The following is a 13,807-nucleotide window of genomic DNA, read 5'->3' as shown; positions in this document are numbered from 1 at the left end:
TTATAGGCTATCCTTTTATAATACAAATATAAGTCTATAATACGACAAAACTTGACGTAATATTTTATTAGTGAAACTTATTATTATGAATAATATTAATTTTTGAATAAATTTAGAATTGATATATTCAAATTGAAAAAATCTAGTTGTGAGTATTTTTAAATTTGTTGATGTTAAAATATTGACTTTAGGATCTTCGATATCTCCATAAATTTCAAGAGAGTCAATATTAATAATATTGGGTAATGATGAGATATAATCTAATAATTCTGTCAACAATGTCTTATATTTCTGATATTCAAAAGGGATATTACCTTCTGAAATTAATTCTCTTTTAAAGGGTGCTTTATTTTGAATATAACTGGAAGCATTTTGATATAAATCTTCAATAGGATTCATATTTAATATATAAGAACTTTTATTTGTTTCCATTTTATAAAATTTTAATTCTCTTCCTTTTAAAACATTCATAGTGTTGCTAATATCATTTTCAGATGCTTTTAAGCCAAAAATAATTGAGGTTACTGCCTTAAAGTTAAAAGTATTAATTCCTGAATTTTCAAATATTAACCTTATTTCATTCTCATGTTGCCAAGATATAGATTTAGTGCCAATAACACTTGCTAAGTCAATATATTTGTTTAGAGAATCTTTGAGAATCATACTCTTTTGTGGGACATCTCTATAATTTACATCAACAACATGAATAAGAGGTGTTATTTTAAAAATAAAAAAGAGAGAATACCTTCTGGTGCTCTCTCTTTATATTTGCGTTAATTTAATTTCTTATTCATTAAATTCTCTCAAGCTCATCTGCATCAATCGTGGTTTTGAAAGTTCCGTAATTGACAATCACTTTGTTTCTGGAAATTTTTTCAATGGTTCCGACACTGGTACTTCCTGTAATACGGACACGTTGTCCGATTTTCATCCATACAGCACGATCGGTTTTACGCTTTTCTTCCAGTTTTTCATTGGTTTCAGCAATTTTTTCAATCACTTCTTCTTTTTTCAGCTGTTGAGTGATTTTTCTCTTAACAACCTGAAGGCGTTTGGATTCATCCTTATCTGTTCCCAGTTTTCTGAATTTTTCCTGTTCAAGAAGCTTTACAAAATCTTTCACAACATCCTTTCTGGATTTTCCTTTGGTATAGCTGTCGATGAATGCCTCAATCTTATTTCCGAACTGAAGTTTGCGGTGTTCCTCTTCATACAGCTTCTGGAAATTGAAAAGTTTCTGCTGAAGCTGGTCATTCAGTTTCTGAAGGTTATCACGTTTATCTTCTACGGATTCTTTTCTTTCTGCAAGATCGGATTTCAGTTTCTCAACCTCAAATTTTTCCTGCTGCAGTTTTACAATCGTCTTATCAAGATTCACAATATCATGCTCTACCTTTTTCTTGGCCGAATGGATGATAAATCTTGGAATTTTATTCTTTTCTGCAACCTCAAAAGTAAATGAACTTCCTGCCTGTCCCACTTCCAGCTTATACATCGGTTCCAGTGTTTCTTCATTGAAAAGCATGGCTGCATTCTGGGCATTGGGAAGCTGTTCTATCACCAGTTTAATATTGGTATAGTGCGTTGTGATAATGGCAAAACTCTTTTTATCATAGAAAAACTCCATGAAACTTTCTGCCAGCGCACCACCAAGCTCCGGATCAGAACCTGTACCGAACTCATCAATAAGCAAAAGCGTATTGGCGTCTGCTTCACGGATGATTCCTGACATTTTCTTCAATCTGGATGAATAGGTTGATAAATGGTTTTCAATAGATTGGTTATCGCCAATATCCGTCATAATTTTCTCAAAGAAAAACATTTCAGATTTAGGGTGAACCGGAACCAGAATACCACTCTGAATCATCAGCTGTAATAATCCTACCGTTTTCAGGGTAATTGACTTTCCACCGGCATTCGGACCGGAAATACAGATAATCCTGTTATGTTCTGTTAAGGTAAGTGTCTGAGGGTGAATGGTTTTGTTCTCTACTTTGTTTCTTAACCATAAAAGAGGATGATAAGCATCTTTTAATCTCAGCGTTTTATGATGATTGATTTTCGGAAGAACGCCATTAATCAGTTCACCAAATTTCGCTTTAGCTCTCGTAAGATCAAGGTCAAAAATATACACCTGATATCTCCACAGCTGAGGCTGAAATTCCGCCAGTTCTGCTGTAAGCTTACGGAGAACTTTATCAATTTCTTTTTTCTCTTCCTCTTCATTCTCACGGAGTTTGAAATAGTGCTTTACAACACTGTCCGGCTGAATATATGTGATGGAACCTGTTTTGGAAATTCCTAATGTTCTTCCGGCAACCCTTTTTTTGAATCCTGACTTTACTGCCAGAACCCTCTGGTCGTCAATAATTGTTTCCCGGATATCATCCAGAAAGTCACTTTGTCCGTACGTGGTAAGCGCGCGGTTGAAATTTTCCTGGATTGCTTTTTTTGCAAGCTGAATTTCGGTTCTTATCCCTTTGAGAGCTGGAGAAGCTTCGTTTTTTACTTCACCAAAACGGTTAAAAACCTTATCTACCTTCTCAATGATCTCTTTTCTGAATTCCAGTACAGAAACTTCGTCCAATAAAGTAGGAAACGTTTCCGGCATGGTTGGGAAGAATTTCTGAAGTCTTCCGATCTGTTCCGTGATGGTTTTTATTTTGATGAAAGCAGCATTTTCCAGACGGTAGTTCTCGATCAGCATCAATTTCAGCTCACTTTCAATATCTTCATACTCATCAAACGGAATCGCATTTGAACTTTCAAAACTCGACAGATATTCTGACGTTTTTTTTAATGAAAGTTCCGCCTCGTCAATTTCCATCGGACGAAGTTGAAGAATTTTTTCTCTTGTTTTCGGAGAATACGCAAATGGGGAGATTTCCGCGAGCAATTGCGGAAACTCTAATTCGTCTAAATCTTCTTTATCTATATACACAGTGCAAATTTAGTGAGAATTTTGATTATTACGTATATCTGAGAGATTTACAGAATAAATTACCTTTAAATTTGATGATTTTAGTGTTATGTTTTATTGAAAATTTTTAAATATCGAAAAAATGTTTTCTTAAACGTTCTTTTATTACATTTGAGATATGAAACTTGAAACCCAAAGAATAGTACTGAGAGATATCAACGAAAGCCACGTTGATGATATTTTGCGAATCAGAAGCAATGAGGTGATCAATCGGTTCGTTATAAGGAAATCTCCTGAAAATAATTACGATGCGCTCCAGTTTATTCTGACGATTAAAGAAAATACTAAAAATAACCAAACCATCTATCTGGGAATTTCTTTAAAAGATCAGCCGGAAATTATCGGAACAATTTGTCTCTGGAATTTTTCTGAAGACCGTAAAACAGCGGAAGTCGGTTATGAATTACTACCCGAATACCACAGGCAGGGAATTATGTCTGAAGCTTTGAAGGCCGTTTTGGATTTTGGATTTAACGAACTGCATTTGCAGGAAATTGTAGCCATTACCAACAAATTCAATGAAAGCTCAAAAGGACTTCTTTTAAAACATCATTTCATTTTGCAGGAAGGAAAGCAGGATGAAGGTTTTCCGGATAATATTATTTTCAGACTGCAAAAAGCCTCTCGCAGCTCTTATGAGATCTAGCCGGTTTTTCTCTATCTTTATTGCCGATTGAAAGTACATATGAAAAATGAAGTAAAATCTTTAACGGGGCTTAGAGGAGTTGTTGCATTATGGGTAGCTTTTTTTCATTTTAGTTTTTTCAGGAACGAATTTATTCAGGATATAGTAGGAAAAGGATATGTAGCGGTGGATATCTTTTTTGTATTAAGCGCTTTTTTACTGACGGTTTCCTATTCCGGAAAGTTGAAGGATTTGAACTACAAAGGAGTTGAGGTTTTTTATAAAAAAAGAATCAACAGGATTTATCCTGTGTATATTGTATCAGTTATTTTTATTGCATTGTTTTTAGTGAAGACTTCTGTAGCAGGATTTCTCATTAATGCTTCCTTATTACAATGTTTTTTTAATCCGGATTATCTGTTGAATGTTGTCTACTGGTCGCTGAGCACAGAATGGATTTGCTATCTGATATTCCCCTTTATGTTATGGTTTGTTCTGCAGTATAAAATACGGAGCGAAATTTTAATTATTACCAGTTTGGTTTTGAGGTTTTCACTTCCTTATATTCCCGGCCATTTATATATAGGTTCTGAGCATCCCATGGAAGTAGGAGAATCACCAAGATACCTTGATCTTCCATACGGCCTTGTTTCTCTTCTAAGGACAATTTCTTCTTATTTTCTTGGTATTGGGGCTGCCCTTTTACCACAATTTAAAATGAAGAAAGAAAATCTGATCATGTATATCATTCTCATATTATTTGCATCCATGTTGTTTGTAGAAAAAGGATTATTGTTTATTCCTTTGCTATCAGCATTGATGATCAAATACCTTTATGAAGGAAAGTCAAATCACCTAAAAGCATTTTTAGAAACCAAAGTCATTTATTTATTGGGAAATATCTCTTACTCATTATATATTATCCATTATATGGTGAAGAAACAGGATTTTGTTATTGTGAATAATTATCATCTTAATAATTTATTGTTAATCTCTTTTTCATTATTGCTGTCTTACTTTTCCTATATGCTGATTGAAAGAAAAGTGAAGATATTTAAGGTATAATGGAAGCCCTTATTTTAATATTATTATTTTTGCACTATGACCTGGACAGAAATTTTAGCCCCGATAAAAAGTACGGAATACTTTACAACCCTTTGGGAGAAAGTGAAGAATGAATATGCAACAACCAAAGTTTTTCCACCAAAAAATCAGATCTTCAGAGCATTGGAACTTACTGCTTTTGATGATGTTGAAGTTGTGATTATTGGGCAGGATCCTTACCATAATGATTATCAGGCGAATGGTTTATGCTTTTCTGTTTCCGAACAGGTTGCCGCACCGCCATCCCTTAAAAATATTTTTATTGAGTTAAAAGATGATCTGGGCGTAGTAAGAACTTCCAAAGAACTTGATGATTGGGGAAGACAGGGCGTTTTACTGTTGAATGCTACCTTAACGGTTCGTGCTCATTCACCCAATTCCCATAAAGACCTTGGCTGGGAAAAATTCACCAACTTTATTATTAAGGAGATTTCAGATAAAAAAGAGAATGTAGTGTTTGTATTGTGGGGCGCTTTTGCACAAAAAAAAGCCGAACTCATAGATCCGGCTAAACATTTTATTCTGAAATCGGCACACCCTTCACCTTTTTCTGTGCACAGAGGTTTTTTTGGAAGCAAGCCTTTCTCAAAAATTAATGAATATCTTGTTTCCAAAGGGAAGAAGCCTATTTCGTGGTAGAATCAGCTGATGGTTCAGCTTTTTTTATTGTAATTCCGATTTTATATTTTCCGGCTAGTGCTTTTGTCCCGTCCTGTGATTTCGGATACGGAGCAATATCCTGTAATGTAATAGTGTAACCATTAAATTCTGCCGACTGGTGGTAATTTCTTGCCGGAAAATCTCCGCTGGCAAGGTTCAGAATCATCGGCCGGGTAGAAGTTCCCATCACTTCCACCTGAGCAAGAGCAACGCCCGCCCAGATACAATTGACTCCTTCAGGACAACGGCTGTCTTCAGAAACCCCTTTGAATGTCACATTCATCTGGTATTCTCTTAAAAACTTATTCTCGCCTTCACTCAGGTAGATAATACCATCTTTCTGATTATCAGGACTTGTTGATTTTGTGCCTGTAGACATTTCAGGGGATTTTGTATTAATTCTGGATTTCTTTTGGGCATCGCATCCTGTTAATGCAAATATTCCCAGACTGAGTATGATAACTTTATGGAACATAGTTTCTTATATTTAATTAAATGACGTTGAACATATCAAGTAATACTACCAAAAACATTGCCACTCCTACCACAAAGCTGAATCCGGTTCCGTAAATGAATCCAATCAGTGCTCCTTTGGTAGATTGTAAAGCCTTATTCATATCCTTACTGTCGTGAAGTAATTCACCAATAAATACCCCTGCAAACATTCCTATCAGAAAACCTAATGGAATCGGAATAAATATCCCGACAATAGTTCCGATAACAGAACCAATGCTTCCCCAACGGGTGCCTCCGTATTTTCTGTTGGTCTTTGCCGGAATCACGTAGCTTAGCACTACAGAAGCTGCCGTAAGAATTCCGAAGGCCCAGATATAAATCATCGGAAGATCCGCATCTGTCCCGAATTTATAGATCAACAGTCCGCAGATACTCAGCAAAAGACCGGGCAATACCGGAAGAAAAGTTCCTAATATTCCTATAAATAATAAAATAAGGCATAAAATATTAATAATAGTTGTATCCATTCTTTTAAAAATTAAAGATGCAATATAAAAAAAGTGGCCTTATAAAAAGCCACTTTGAGAACTGAGTTATAAAATTTTATTACAAATTTAAGATTACGTATTCCAGAATCGGTCCTGCCTTACCGATATTTCCGCTTGCGTGGTTATGGAAGGTAGTATAGTAGATATTTCCGCTGGTAGAATTTCCTGTGCAGGATCCCATGGTATCTCCATGTGCCTGGTGGGCGTTCCAGGCATTCTGGTTGATGGTAATGGTGATGTTATTTCCACTGGCTGTGTGATGGCAGATGGTGATGTGGTTGTTGTTCAGAGAAGTTCCTACAGGAGTCTGTGGGGCAGAAGGATTGGTATAATGTCCTGTTCTTATCATCAGCGGTTCATTGCCTTTCTTTACGAGAACATCCCAGAATGAAGGATCATAGTTTTGAATTTTTTCCCATGCGCCCATATCATATTGAATGTCCAGGGTATTAAATCCTAATGCAGTTGCCAAGGCCGTGTTTGAAACGTTACAGCCCATATAAGTGGTGGCTGTGCCCGTATCCTGCAGACAAAGAAGGTTATCATTGATAAAACCTCCCGGAGCATTACAGTTTTCAGTATTGGTATTTCCTCCAACCAGATAAGCCGAAGCCCAGTCTGAGCTGTAAAGGCTTCCACCATTGGTTACAAAAGTAGAAAGATTGGAATATACAGTGTTGTCATTGCTCGGCATTGAAGTTCCTGTTTGGGCGTAAGTACGGGATCCGCAGTTCAGAAAGATAATGTCATACTGGGAAATCGTATTGATATTTTTTAAATCCTGATACGTAATTTCAGTGGCAGTATATCCGAGAGAAGTTATAATGGCTTCAATTTCATCATAGCTTCCTTTTATATAAGCCATTTTTGCTATCTGATCCAATTTTGAATCTGTGGCAGCTACAGTCACTGTTTCATCTTTCTTAATGGTAAGAGGAAGTTCTGTTCTGAAATTTTTACCGTCACCTGTCTGAATGTGAAGGGTTGTCTTGCCTTCAGGAGCTGTTAAGCTGAAACTTCCGTCAGCATTGGAATAGGTATGGTAAATATTGCTTTGGCTGTCAGTAGTAAATACAAGAGCTCCTCCAATAGGTTGGGTCCCGTTTTTTGCCAATACTCTGCCTTCCACTGTTCCTGTGGATATTACTTTAGTGGGATTTTCTTCGGGAGTAGCAGAGTCGTCTCCTTTACAATTAGCTAAGAGCAGTAGGCTGCATAGCATGATCAACAGGTAGTTTTGTTTCATATTTAATTGATTTTGATGGGTTTAGTTTTAATCAAATTTAAAAAAATTTTAATATTAATACATTAAAATTGAAATTTATTTTAATTTTTTTTACTTAAATGTGTTATTTGTGGTTTATTTTTCAATTGTAATGGTAGGCTGTAGAAGATTTAATATTTTTTAATACAATCGGTATGTAATTTTTATTAAATATTTTCTGATGAATACCTTTTGGGATGAAAATTGATTGTGAATAGTAAAATGATGATTCTTAATTTCATAAATTTGCTGTAATGAATGACCAGTTACAAGAAACCAAAAACTTTATACAGGAGCTGAGCGAGCAGCTTTACATCTATATTACCCGGATTTCACCAGCCGGGCTCGACTGGGTTTTTCATATCATTGTCAAACTGAGTCTACTTCTTGTCCTGTTTTTTATTACTGATTTTATCTTTAAATTCATTATCAATTCAGTATTCAGGTTATTTCATAATGAGCAGAAGTTTCCCATTTTAAAATCTATTTATCAGTCGAAGATCACCAATTCTGTAGCCCATTTTGCTGCTTTGACTGCGGTTGCGGGGATACAGGGATCTATATTTCCTGAAAATGCACTCCCGAAGACCACCATTTTTATCATAAGATGTATCAATCTTGGATTGGTATTGATATTAGCAGGAATGCTCTACAGATCGCTGACCGCATTCAGAAATTATTTCAGCATCAAACAGGATTTCTACAAAATTATGGCGCTGAATGCTATTTCAGAAACTGTAAAGATTTTAGGACTCTTTATATTTACAGTGGTTGGTCTTTGTGTGATTTTTGGGATCAAAGGAACCACCATTGTAGGAAGTCTGGGGGCTATTACAGCTGTTCTGGTATTGGTTTTCCGAGATACTATTTTAGGATTTGTTACAGGTCTTCATGTGGCTACTTCTAAAAACTTAAAAGTAGGGGATTGGGTAAGTATTCCCAAATACAGTATTGAAGGGAATATCACGGAGATCAACCTGTTGACGACTAAAATCACCAATTTTGATAAAACGGTTTCTACAATTCCGACCTATGATCTGATGACCACTGAGATCAAGAATATGCAGGTGATGTCTGAATCTAATACCCGAAGAATAAAAAAATCAATCTACTTTAATATCAATTCTTTTAAGTTTCTGACGGATGAAGATGTTGAGCGCTTAAAGGAAATTAACCTTATTTCAGATTATCTGGAAGAAAGAACTTCAGAAATTAAAAAAGAAAAGGAAAGTCTTGAGCATAAAGATAAAATTGTGAATGGAAGACAGCTTACCAATATTGGTGTTTTCAGGTATTATGCACAGAAATATATTGAAAATGATCCTGATATTGATAAAAACGGAACCCGCATGGTTCGCCAGCTGGAGATTACCCCACAAGGGCTTCCGCTTGAAGTATACTGTTTTGCCAATGATTCCAAATGGGAACGTTTTGAGGAGATTCAGGCCGATATTTTTGACCATTTACTGGTGGCTTCAAAAGAATTTGAACTTCAGGTGATGCAGGTAAGCGTGAAAGTGTAGACGTTAGAAACTGGATATTAGAAGTTAGAGGCTAAGCTCTTTTACAACTGGTGGTCAGGCAATATAATAAATATAAAATTTAATAATGGTATGAAGGTATAATGGAACTTATAATAATAATTTGTTATCTAACTTCTCATATCTAACATCTAAAATAACAATGACAAAACTAAGCGTAAACATTAATAAAATTGCGACGTTAAGAAATGCAAGAGGAGGAGAAACCCCAAGTGTGACAGAAGCTGCTGTAAAAATTCAGGAATTCGGAGGACAGGGAATCACCATCCATCCAAGACCTGATGAAAGACATATTACAAGAAAAGATGTCTATGATCTTAAGCCGTTGGTTACCACTGAGTTTAATATTGAAGGAAACCCTCATCAGGATTTTATTGATATGGTATTGGAAGTAAAACCTGAGCAGGTAACGCTGGTGCCGGATGCTGATGATGCCATTACCTCTAATGCCGGCTGGGATACCAAAAAACATCTCGATTACCTTACAGAGATCATTGCAGAATTTAAAAAAGCGGGAATCCGTACTTCTGTTTTCCTTGATCCTTTACCGGAGCTTGTAGAATATGCGGCCAAAACTGGAGCAGACAGGATAGAGCTGTACACCGAAGCTTATGCAAAAAACTATCTTACCAATAAAGAACAGGCTATAAAACCTTATTACGACACTGCTGTTGAAGCGACAAATTTCGGGTTGGGAATTAATGCAGGACATGATCTGAGCTTAGAAAACCTGAAATATTTCTCAGATACCATTCCGAACCTTCTGGAAGTATCTATCGGGCATGCTTTGATTTCTGAAGCACTTTATATGGGATTGGAAAATACAGTTCAGGCTTATCTGAAGAGACTGGCAAAATGGTAATTAATAAGAAATCTGAAGTTAGAGATGAGAAGTTAGTACAACTTCAATGATATTAAAAATAGCATAAACAGATTATGCATGATTTATCTAACTTCTAGTTTCTCACATCTAACTTCTAAAAATATGGAAATTTTAAACTCAAAAATATTCGGCGAAAATGTAACGAATACGCCGCTTCTTGTATTTCACGGGCTATTCGGAATGCTCGACAACTGGGGAAGTTTCGGAAAGGATCTGGGAGAATACCTTCCGGTACACCTGATCGATCTTCGAAACCACGGAAGAAGTTTTCACTCAGACAACATGTCTCACGATGATCTTGCGGACGATATTGCCCGTTATATGGATCATTATGGTATTCAGAAAGCGCATGTTTTAGGACATTCTCTGGGAGGAAAAGCAGTGATGCAGTTTGCCATAAAATATCCTGAACGTGTTGAAAAACTGATTGTTGTAGATATTTCACCTAAGGCATATCCGCCGCATCATCAGGGAATTATCAAAGCACTGGAAACCGTTGATTTCAATACGGTAACTTCAAGAAACGAGGTGGAAGCAGTTCTGAACCAATATATTCCCGAAAGATCTACCGTGCAGTTTCTGACGAAAAATCTGTATTGGGATGACAATAAAAAACTGGGCTGGAGATTCAACCTTAAAACATTATCTGAGAAATATACTGAATTTGTCTCCAATGCCATTAAATTCGGAGTTTTCGAAGGTGATACACTGTTCATCGCCGGAGCAAAATCCAATTACATTCTGCCACAGGACGAATTCGGTATCAAGCAGCAATTTCCTAAAGCTAAAATAGTGACGGTGAAAAATGCAGGGCACTGGGTGCAGGCAGAAAATCCGGTTGATTTTGCAAATGTTGTTAAGGAATTTCTTGGTTTAAATTAATTTTATACTTTGATTTTCAATATTATGTTAAAATTTTATTAAAAACATATATTATTTCTCCATGAGTTGAAATTTTTGTACTTTGGATTTTCAAAAAACAATAAAAATATTAACTTATGGAAAACAAAAATTCAAAAAAGAAGCCATTTTTTGCATCATTTTTAGAAAAACAGGTTAAAGATCCTGAAACAGTAAAAGGTGGAGGTATTACTTCCGTATTGGCAGATCAGATTACTACATCCCTGCAGGATCAGATCACGACTCCTCTTAAGGATAATGTTACTACGCCTGATAATGACAATGTAACGATGAAATATCCTTCAGACGGTGATGAGGATGTTTTAGAAGTATGATAATGTACAAGCATTAAGCTAAATTATAATCCAACCAAAACTAAAACATTATGAAAAGCAACAACTCAAAGAAGAAGCCGTTTTTCGCATCATTTCTGGAAAAACAGGTGAAGGATCCCGAAACTGTAAAAGGAGGAAGTGACATCACACTTGCTGAAACAGATTTGATTACAAAGCCAACAATAGACACGGTAACCTCTCCAAAAGATGATATGATGCACACGCTGAAATATCCATCAGACGGTGATGATGATACAATCACTATTCCACTATAATAAGTAGAATATTCAATAAAATAATAGGGGAAACTTAAATAGTAAGTTTCCCTTTTTAATAAAGAACCGGCAAATGATTCTCTGCATTACCCACTCACAGGATTTTTATAATATTGATCTCTTTTTCGAATATCTTAGCTCTAAAAATATTCCCTTTTTCAGACTGAATTCTGACCGCCTGAACCATCTTCAGAAAATCAGTATTCATGAAGATTCATTTGAATTGACTGACGAATCAGGAAATACCATCCATTCTGATGATATCAAAGGCGTATGGCACAGAAAAGCCTGGAAGATCAGTGCTCCCGAAGAACTGGATCAGGATTATGAAAAAATCTTTCTCAACGAATATGGAAGTCTGAGGTATAACCTGATAACAGCTTTAGAACATATTCCCTGGATCAACCCTTATGAAAGTGAAAAAAAAATAGACGGTAATAAGATCTTTCAGCTGAAAATTGCACAAAGAAATAACTTAACCATTCCCAAAACCATTTTTTCCAATGATGAAGAAAAAATAACGACATTTTTCTATCAATACTGCCAGGGAAAAGCCATAGCGAAGCTTCACGGAGTTACTGCCAAAACAATGTCAGGGGAAAATATGATTTCCACTACAGTTATTGAAGAAGAATCCCTGGAACATCTTTCAGATATCGCTTACTGTCCGATGATTTTTCAACCCTATATCGATAAAGAATATGAATTACGAATCGTGTATGTAGACGGTGAGTTTTTCACAGGAAAAATCAATAACAGTGAAAATGCAGACTGGAGAGTAGCCCGTGAAGGATATTTCTGGGAAGCCTACGAATTACCTGATGCTATTAAAGCCAATCTCACTTCCATGATGAAAGAAATGGGACTTTATATAGGAGCGATCGATATGATCAAAGGAAGAGACGGGGCGTATTATTTCCTTGAAGTCAATCCTCAGGGAGAATGGGGAATGCTTCAGAAAGAACTGGGATTTCCCATTGCAGAAAAAATTGCCGATAACCTTATCAAAAGAATTAATTTCCATGAATAAAATTTTAATAATTACCCATACCGCAGATAACTTTTCCATTGAGAAAGTAACAGAATACATTGAAAAAAATAATTGTGAAGTCATTCGCTTTGATGTAGACGTTTATCCATTACAAAACAAACTATCCACTATTTTCCAGGATGGAGAATGGGTAAGTTACCTTGAAACGCCTGAAACAAAACATCGTTTGGATGATATTTCTGCCATATGGTACAGAAGAGCTTACAATATCGGAAAAGGATTAAAGGAAGAAATGGACTCTAAATTTTACGGTGCGGCTATGGGAGAAATCAGAAATACTCTTTTTGGTTTCTTCGAATCTGTGGATGCTTATTCTCTGGGAAAACCAAGTGTTTACAGAAGACTCGACAGCAAGGAAGAACAATTGAAAATTGCAGATAAATTAGGTCTCACCATTCCGGCAACCTGTCTTACCAATAATCCTGATGAAGCAAGGAAGTTTATTGTAAAACATCAGAATGTAGTGGCTAAAATGCAGACAGGTTTTGCCATTTATGAAGATGGGGTAGAAAATGTAGTGTTTACCAATGTTGTTGGCGAAGATAAACTGGAAGAACTGGATTCATTGCTGTATTGTCCGATGCAGTTTCAGCAGATGATTCAGAAGAAAAAAGAACTTCGTATTACCATTGTGGGAAGAGACGTTTACGCATTCGAAATAGATTCCCAGCAGTCTGAAGATGCCAAAATAGACTGGAGAAAAGACGGTGTTAATTTGATTGATAAATGGAGCAGAACAGAACTTCCGGCAGATGTAGAAGCAAAACTGCTTGAACTGCTTGATACTTATAATGTAGATTATGGAGCCATAGATATGATTGTTTCCCCTGAAGACGAATATTATTTTATCGAGATCAATGCGGCAGGAGAGTTCTTCTGGCTGGATAATCTTACAGAAGGAAACCTTATTTCCAAAAGCATTGCAGATGTTCTCTGCGATAAAGCGCCAAGAAGAAATAATGAGGTAATGGCGTAAGCAATAAAGAATTTTAAATATAAAAAGTCCTGAAAGTTGTCAATTCTTTCAGGACTTTTCAGTTGGATACCCTTTTGTGATTTAAATTTTCAGGTTTGTGGTATTCGGAATGATAATATTGGTTAAATTAAGTTGAATTATGCTTTAAAAATCGCAAATTTGCAAAAACGGTTTTTCCAAATAATTTTTACCGATCCGGAAGCATTGCC

General features: G+C 35.9%; 15 protein-coding genes. 10 read left to right on the top strand and 5 right to left on the bottom strand.

Annotated elements, in window-relative coordinates:
* Window positions 1-15: 15 nt before the first annotated feature.
* The gene (locus AC5YGI_RS04495) at window positions 16-663 is read right to left on the bottom strand and encodes a hypothetical protein (protein ID WP_496167622.1); all 648 of its coding nucleotides are present in this window, start codon (window positions 661-663) and stop codon (window positions 16-18) included.
* 130 nt (window positions 664-793) lie between these two features.
* Entirely contained in the window at window positions 794-2,941 is a 2,148-nt protein-coding gene (locus AC5YGI_RS04490; protein WP_330747244.1) for an endonuclease MutS2, read from the bottom strand.
* Between the two features lie 157 nt (window positions 2,942-3,098).
* On the opposite strand from AC5YGI_RS04490, the gene AC5YGI_RS04485 reads away from it, so the two are divergent.
* Genes AC5YGI_RS04485 through AC5YGI_RS04475 form a run of 3 tightly spaced genes read left to right on the top strand, consistent with a single transcriptional unit; the run spans window position 3,099 to window position 5,348 of the window.
* Window positions 3,099-3,626, top strand: a complete 528-nt coding sequence (locus AC5YGI_RS04485; protein WP_330747243.1) for a GNAT family N-acetyltransferase — start codon at window positions 3,099-3,101, stop codon at window positions 3,624-3,626.
* Between the two features lie 39 nt (window positions 3,627-3,665).
* A complete protein-coding gene (locus AC5YGI_RS04480) occupies window positions 3,666-4,670 on the top strand; it encodes an acyltransferase family protein (protein WP_330747242.1) in 1,005 nt (334 codons plus the stop codon).
* A gap of 36 nt (window positions 4,671-4,706) precedes the next feature.
* Window positions 4,707-5,348, top strand: a complete 642-nt coding sequence (locus AC5YGI_RS04475; protein WP_227942919.1) for a uracil-DNA glycosylase — start codon at window positions 4,707-4,709, stop codon at window positions 5,346-5,348.
* On the opposite strand, the gene AC5YGI_RS04470 is transcribed toward AC5YGI_RS04475, so the two are convergent.
* The 3 genes from AC5YGI_RS04470 to AC5YGI_RS04460 all read right to left on the bottom strand — a co-directional run bounded on the left by AC5YGI_RS04470 (window position 5,335) and on the right by AC5YGI_RS04460 (window position 7,619).
* Window positions 5,335-5,844: a hypothetical protein gene (locus tag AC5YGI_RS04470; RefSeq protein WP_330747241.1), complete on the bottom strand. Its 510-nt coding sequence runs from the start codon at window positions 5,842-5,844 to the stop codon at window positions 5,335-5,337. The two genes, AC5YGI_RS04475 and AC5YGI_RS04470, sit on opposite strands and share 14 nt — an antisense overlap.
* Window positions 5,845-5,860: 16 nt before the next feature.
* Window positions 5,861-6,352, bottom strand: a complete 492-nt coding sequence (locus AC5YGI_RS04465; RefSeq protein WP_330747240.1) for a DUF456 domain-containing protein — start codon at window positions 6,350-6,352, stop codon at window positions 5,861-5,863.
* A gap of 79 nt (window positions 6,353-6,431) precedes the next feature.
* Window positions 6,432-7,619: a carboxypeptidase-like regulatory domain-containing protein gene (locus tag AC5YGI_RS04460; protein ID WP_330747239.1), complete on the bottom strand. Its 1,188-nt coding sequence runs from the start codon at window positions 7,617-7,619 to the stop codon at window positions 6,432-6,434.
* A 272-nt stretch (window positions 7,620-7,891) separates the two neighbouring features.
* Here AC5YGI_RS04460 and AC5YGI_RS04455 point away from each other — a divergent pair, with 272 nt between their 5' ends.
* The 7 genes from AC5YGI_RS04455 to AC5YGI_RS04425 all read left to right on the top strand — a co-directional run bounded on the left by AC5YGI_RS04455 (window position 7,892) and on the right by AC5YGI_RS04425 (window position 13,598).
* On the top strand, window positions 7,892-9,160 hold the full coding sequence (locus tag AC5YGI_RS04455) for a mechanosensitive ion channel family protein (RefSeq protein WP_496167620.1): 1,269 nt from the start codon (window positions 7,892-7,894) through the stop codon (window positions 9,158-9,160).
* Between the two features lie 160 nt (window positions 9,161-9,320).
* The gene (locus tag AC5YGI_RS04450; protein ID WP_330747237.1) at window positions 9,321-10,040 is read left to right on the top strand and encodes a pyridoxine 5'-phosphate synthase; all 720 of its coding nucleotides are present in this window, start codon (window positions 9,321-9,323) and stop codon (window positions 10,038-10,040) included.
* Between the two features lie 123 nt (window positions 10,041-10,163).
* Window positions 10,164-10,943 (top strand): alpha/beta fold hydrolase, encoded by a 780-nt coding sequence (locus AC5YGI_RS04445; protein WP_454511834.1) that lies wholly within the window; start codon window positions 10,164-10,166, stop codon window positions 10,941-10,943.
* A 116-nt stretch (window positions 10,944-11,059) separates the two neighbouring features.
* Window positions 11,060-11,296 carry a microviridin/marinostatin family tricyclic proteinase inhibitor gene (locus AC5YGI_RS04440; RefSeq protein ID WP_227944394.1) on the top strand — a complete coding sequence of 79 codons (237 nt, stop codon included), beginning with the start codon at window positions 11,060-11,062 and terminating at the stop codon, window positions 11,294-11,296.
* Window positions 11,297-11,346: 50 nt separating this feature from the next.
* Window positions 11,347-11,571: a microviridin/marinostatin family tricyclic proteinase inhibitor gene (locus AC5YGI_RS04435; RefSeq protein ID WP_110010111.1), complete on the top strand. Its 225-nt coding sequence runs from the start codon at window positions 11,347-11,349 to the stop codon at window positions 11,569-11,571.
* Window positions 11,572-11,644: 73 nt separating this feature from the next.
* Window positions 11,645-12,601, top strand: a complete 957-nt coding sequence (locus AC5YGI_RS04430; protein WP_496167618.1) for an MvdC family ATP-grasp ribosomal peptide maturase — start codon at window positions 11,645-11,647, stop codon at window positions 12,599-12,601.
* A complete protein-coding gene (locus AC5YGI_RS04425; protein WP_227944392.1) occupies window positions 12,594-13,598 on the top strand; it encodes an MvdD family ATP-grasp ribosomal peptide maturase in 1,005 nt (334 codons plus the stop codon). The genes AC5YGI_RS04430 and AC5YGI_RS04425 overlap by 8 nt, the downstream gene beginning before the upstream one ends.
* The last annotated feature ends 209 nt before the right edge of the window (window positions 13,599-13,807 follow it).

It is taken from the genome of Chryseobacterium sp. CS3K3.1 (assembly GCF_059515165.1).
Note: the sequence above shows the minus strand (reverse complement) of the source record. Positions and strands in the feature narration are given on the sequence as shown.

Excerpts from the sequence above, each read along its gene's own strand:
- AC5YGI_RS04495 (WP_496167622.1), bottom strand. The coding sequence starts at position 663 with ATGATTCTCAAAGATTCTCTAAACAAATATATTGACTTAGCAAGTGTT.
- AC5YGI_RS04475 (WP_227942919.1), top strand. The coding sequence starts at position 4,707 with ATGACCTGGACAGAAATTTTAGCCCCGATAAAAAGTACGGAATACTTT.
- AC5YGI_RS04425 (WP_227944392.1), top strand. The coding sequence starts at position 12,594 with ATGAATAAAATTTTAATAATTACCCATACCGCAGATAACTTTTCCATT.
- AC5YGI_RS04485 (WP_330747243.1), top strand. The coding sequence starts at position 3,099 with ATGAAACTTGAAACCCAAAGAATAGTACTGAGAGATATCAACGAAAGC.
- AC5YGI_RS04435 (WP_110010111.1), top strand. The coding sequence starts at position 11,347 with ATGAAAAGCAACAACTCAAAGAAGAAGCCGTTTTTCGCATCATTTCTG.
- AC5YGI_RS04455 (WP_496167620.1), top strand. The coding sequence starts at position 7,892 with ATGAATGACCAGTTACAAGAAACCAAAAACTTTATACAGGAGCTGAGC.
- AC5YGI_RS04480 (WP_330747242.1), top strand. The coding sequence starts at position 3,666 with ATGAAAAATGAAGTAAAATCTTTAACGGGGCTTAGAGGAGTTGTTGCA.
- AC5YGI_RS04470 (WP_330747241.1), bottom strand. The coding sequence starts at position 5,844 with ATGTTCCATAAAGTTATCATACTCAGTCTGGGAATATTTGCATTAACA.
- AC5YGI_RS04440 (WP_227944394.1), top strand. The coding sequence starts at position 11,060 with ATGGAAAACAAAAATTCAAAAAAGAAGCCATTTTTTGCATCATTTTTA.
- AC5YGI_RS04445 (WP_454511834.1), top strand. The coding sequence starts at position 10,164 with ATGGAAATTTTAAACTCAAAAATATTCGGCGAAAATGTAACGAATACG.
- AC5YGI_RS04430 (WP_496167618.1), top strand. The coding sequence starts at position 11,645 with ATGATTCTCTGCATTACCCACTCACAGGATTTTTATAATATTGATCTC.
- AC5YGI_RS04450 (WP_330747237.1), top strand. The coding sequence starts at position 9,321 with ATGACAAAACTAAGCGTAAACATTAATAAAATTGCGACGTTAAGAAAT.
- AC5YGI_RS04465 (WP_330747240.1), bottom strand. The coding sequence starts at position 6,352 with ATGGATACAACTATTATTAATATTTTATGCCTTATTTTATTATTTATA.
- AC5YGI_RS04460 (WP_330747239.1), bottom strand. The coding sequence starts at position 7,619 with ATGAAACAAAACTACCTGTTGATCATGCTATGCAGCCTACTGCTCTTA.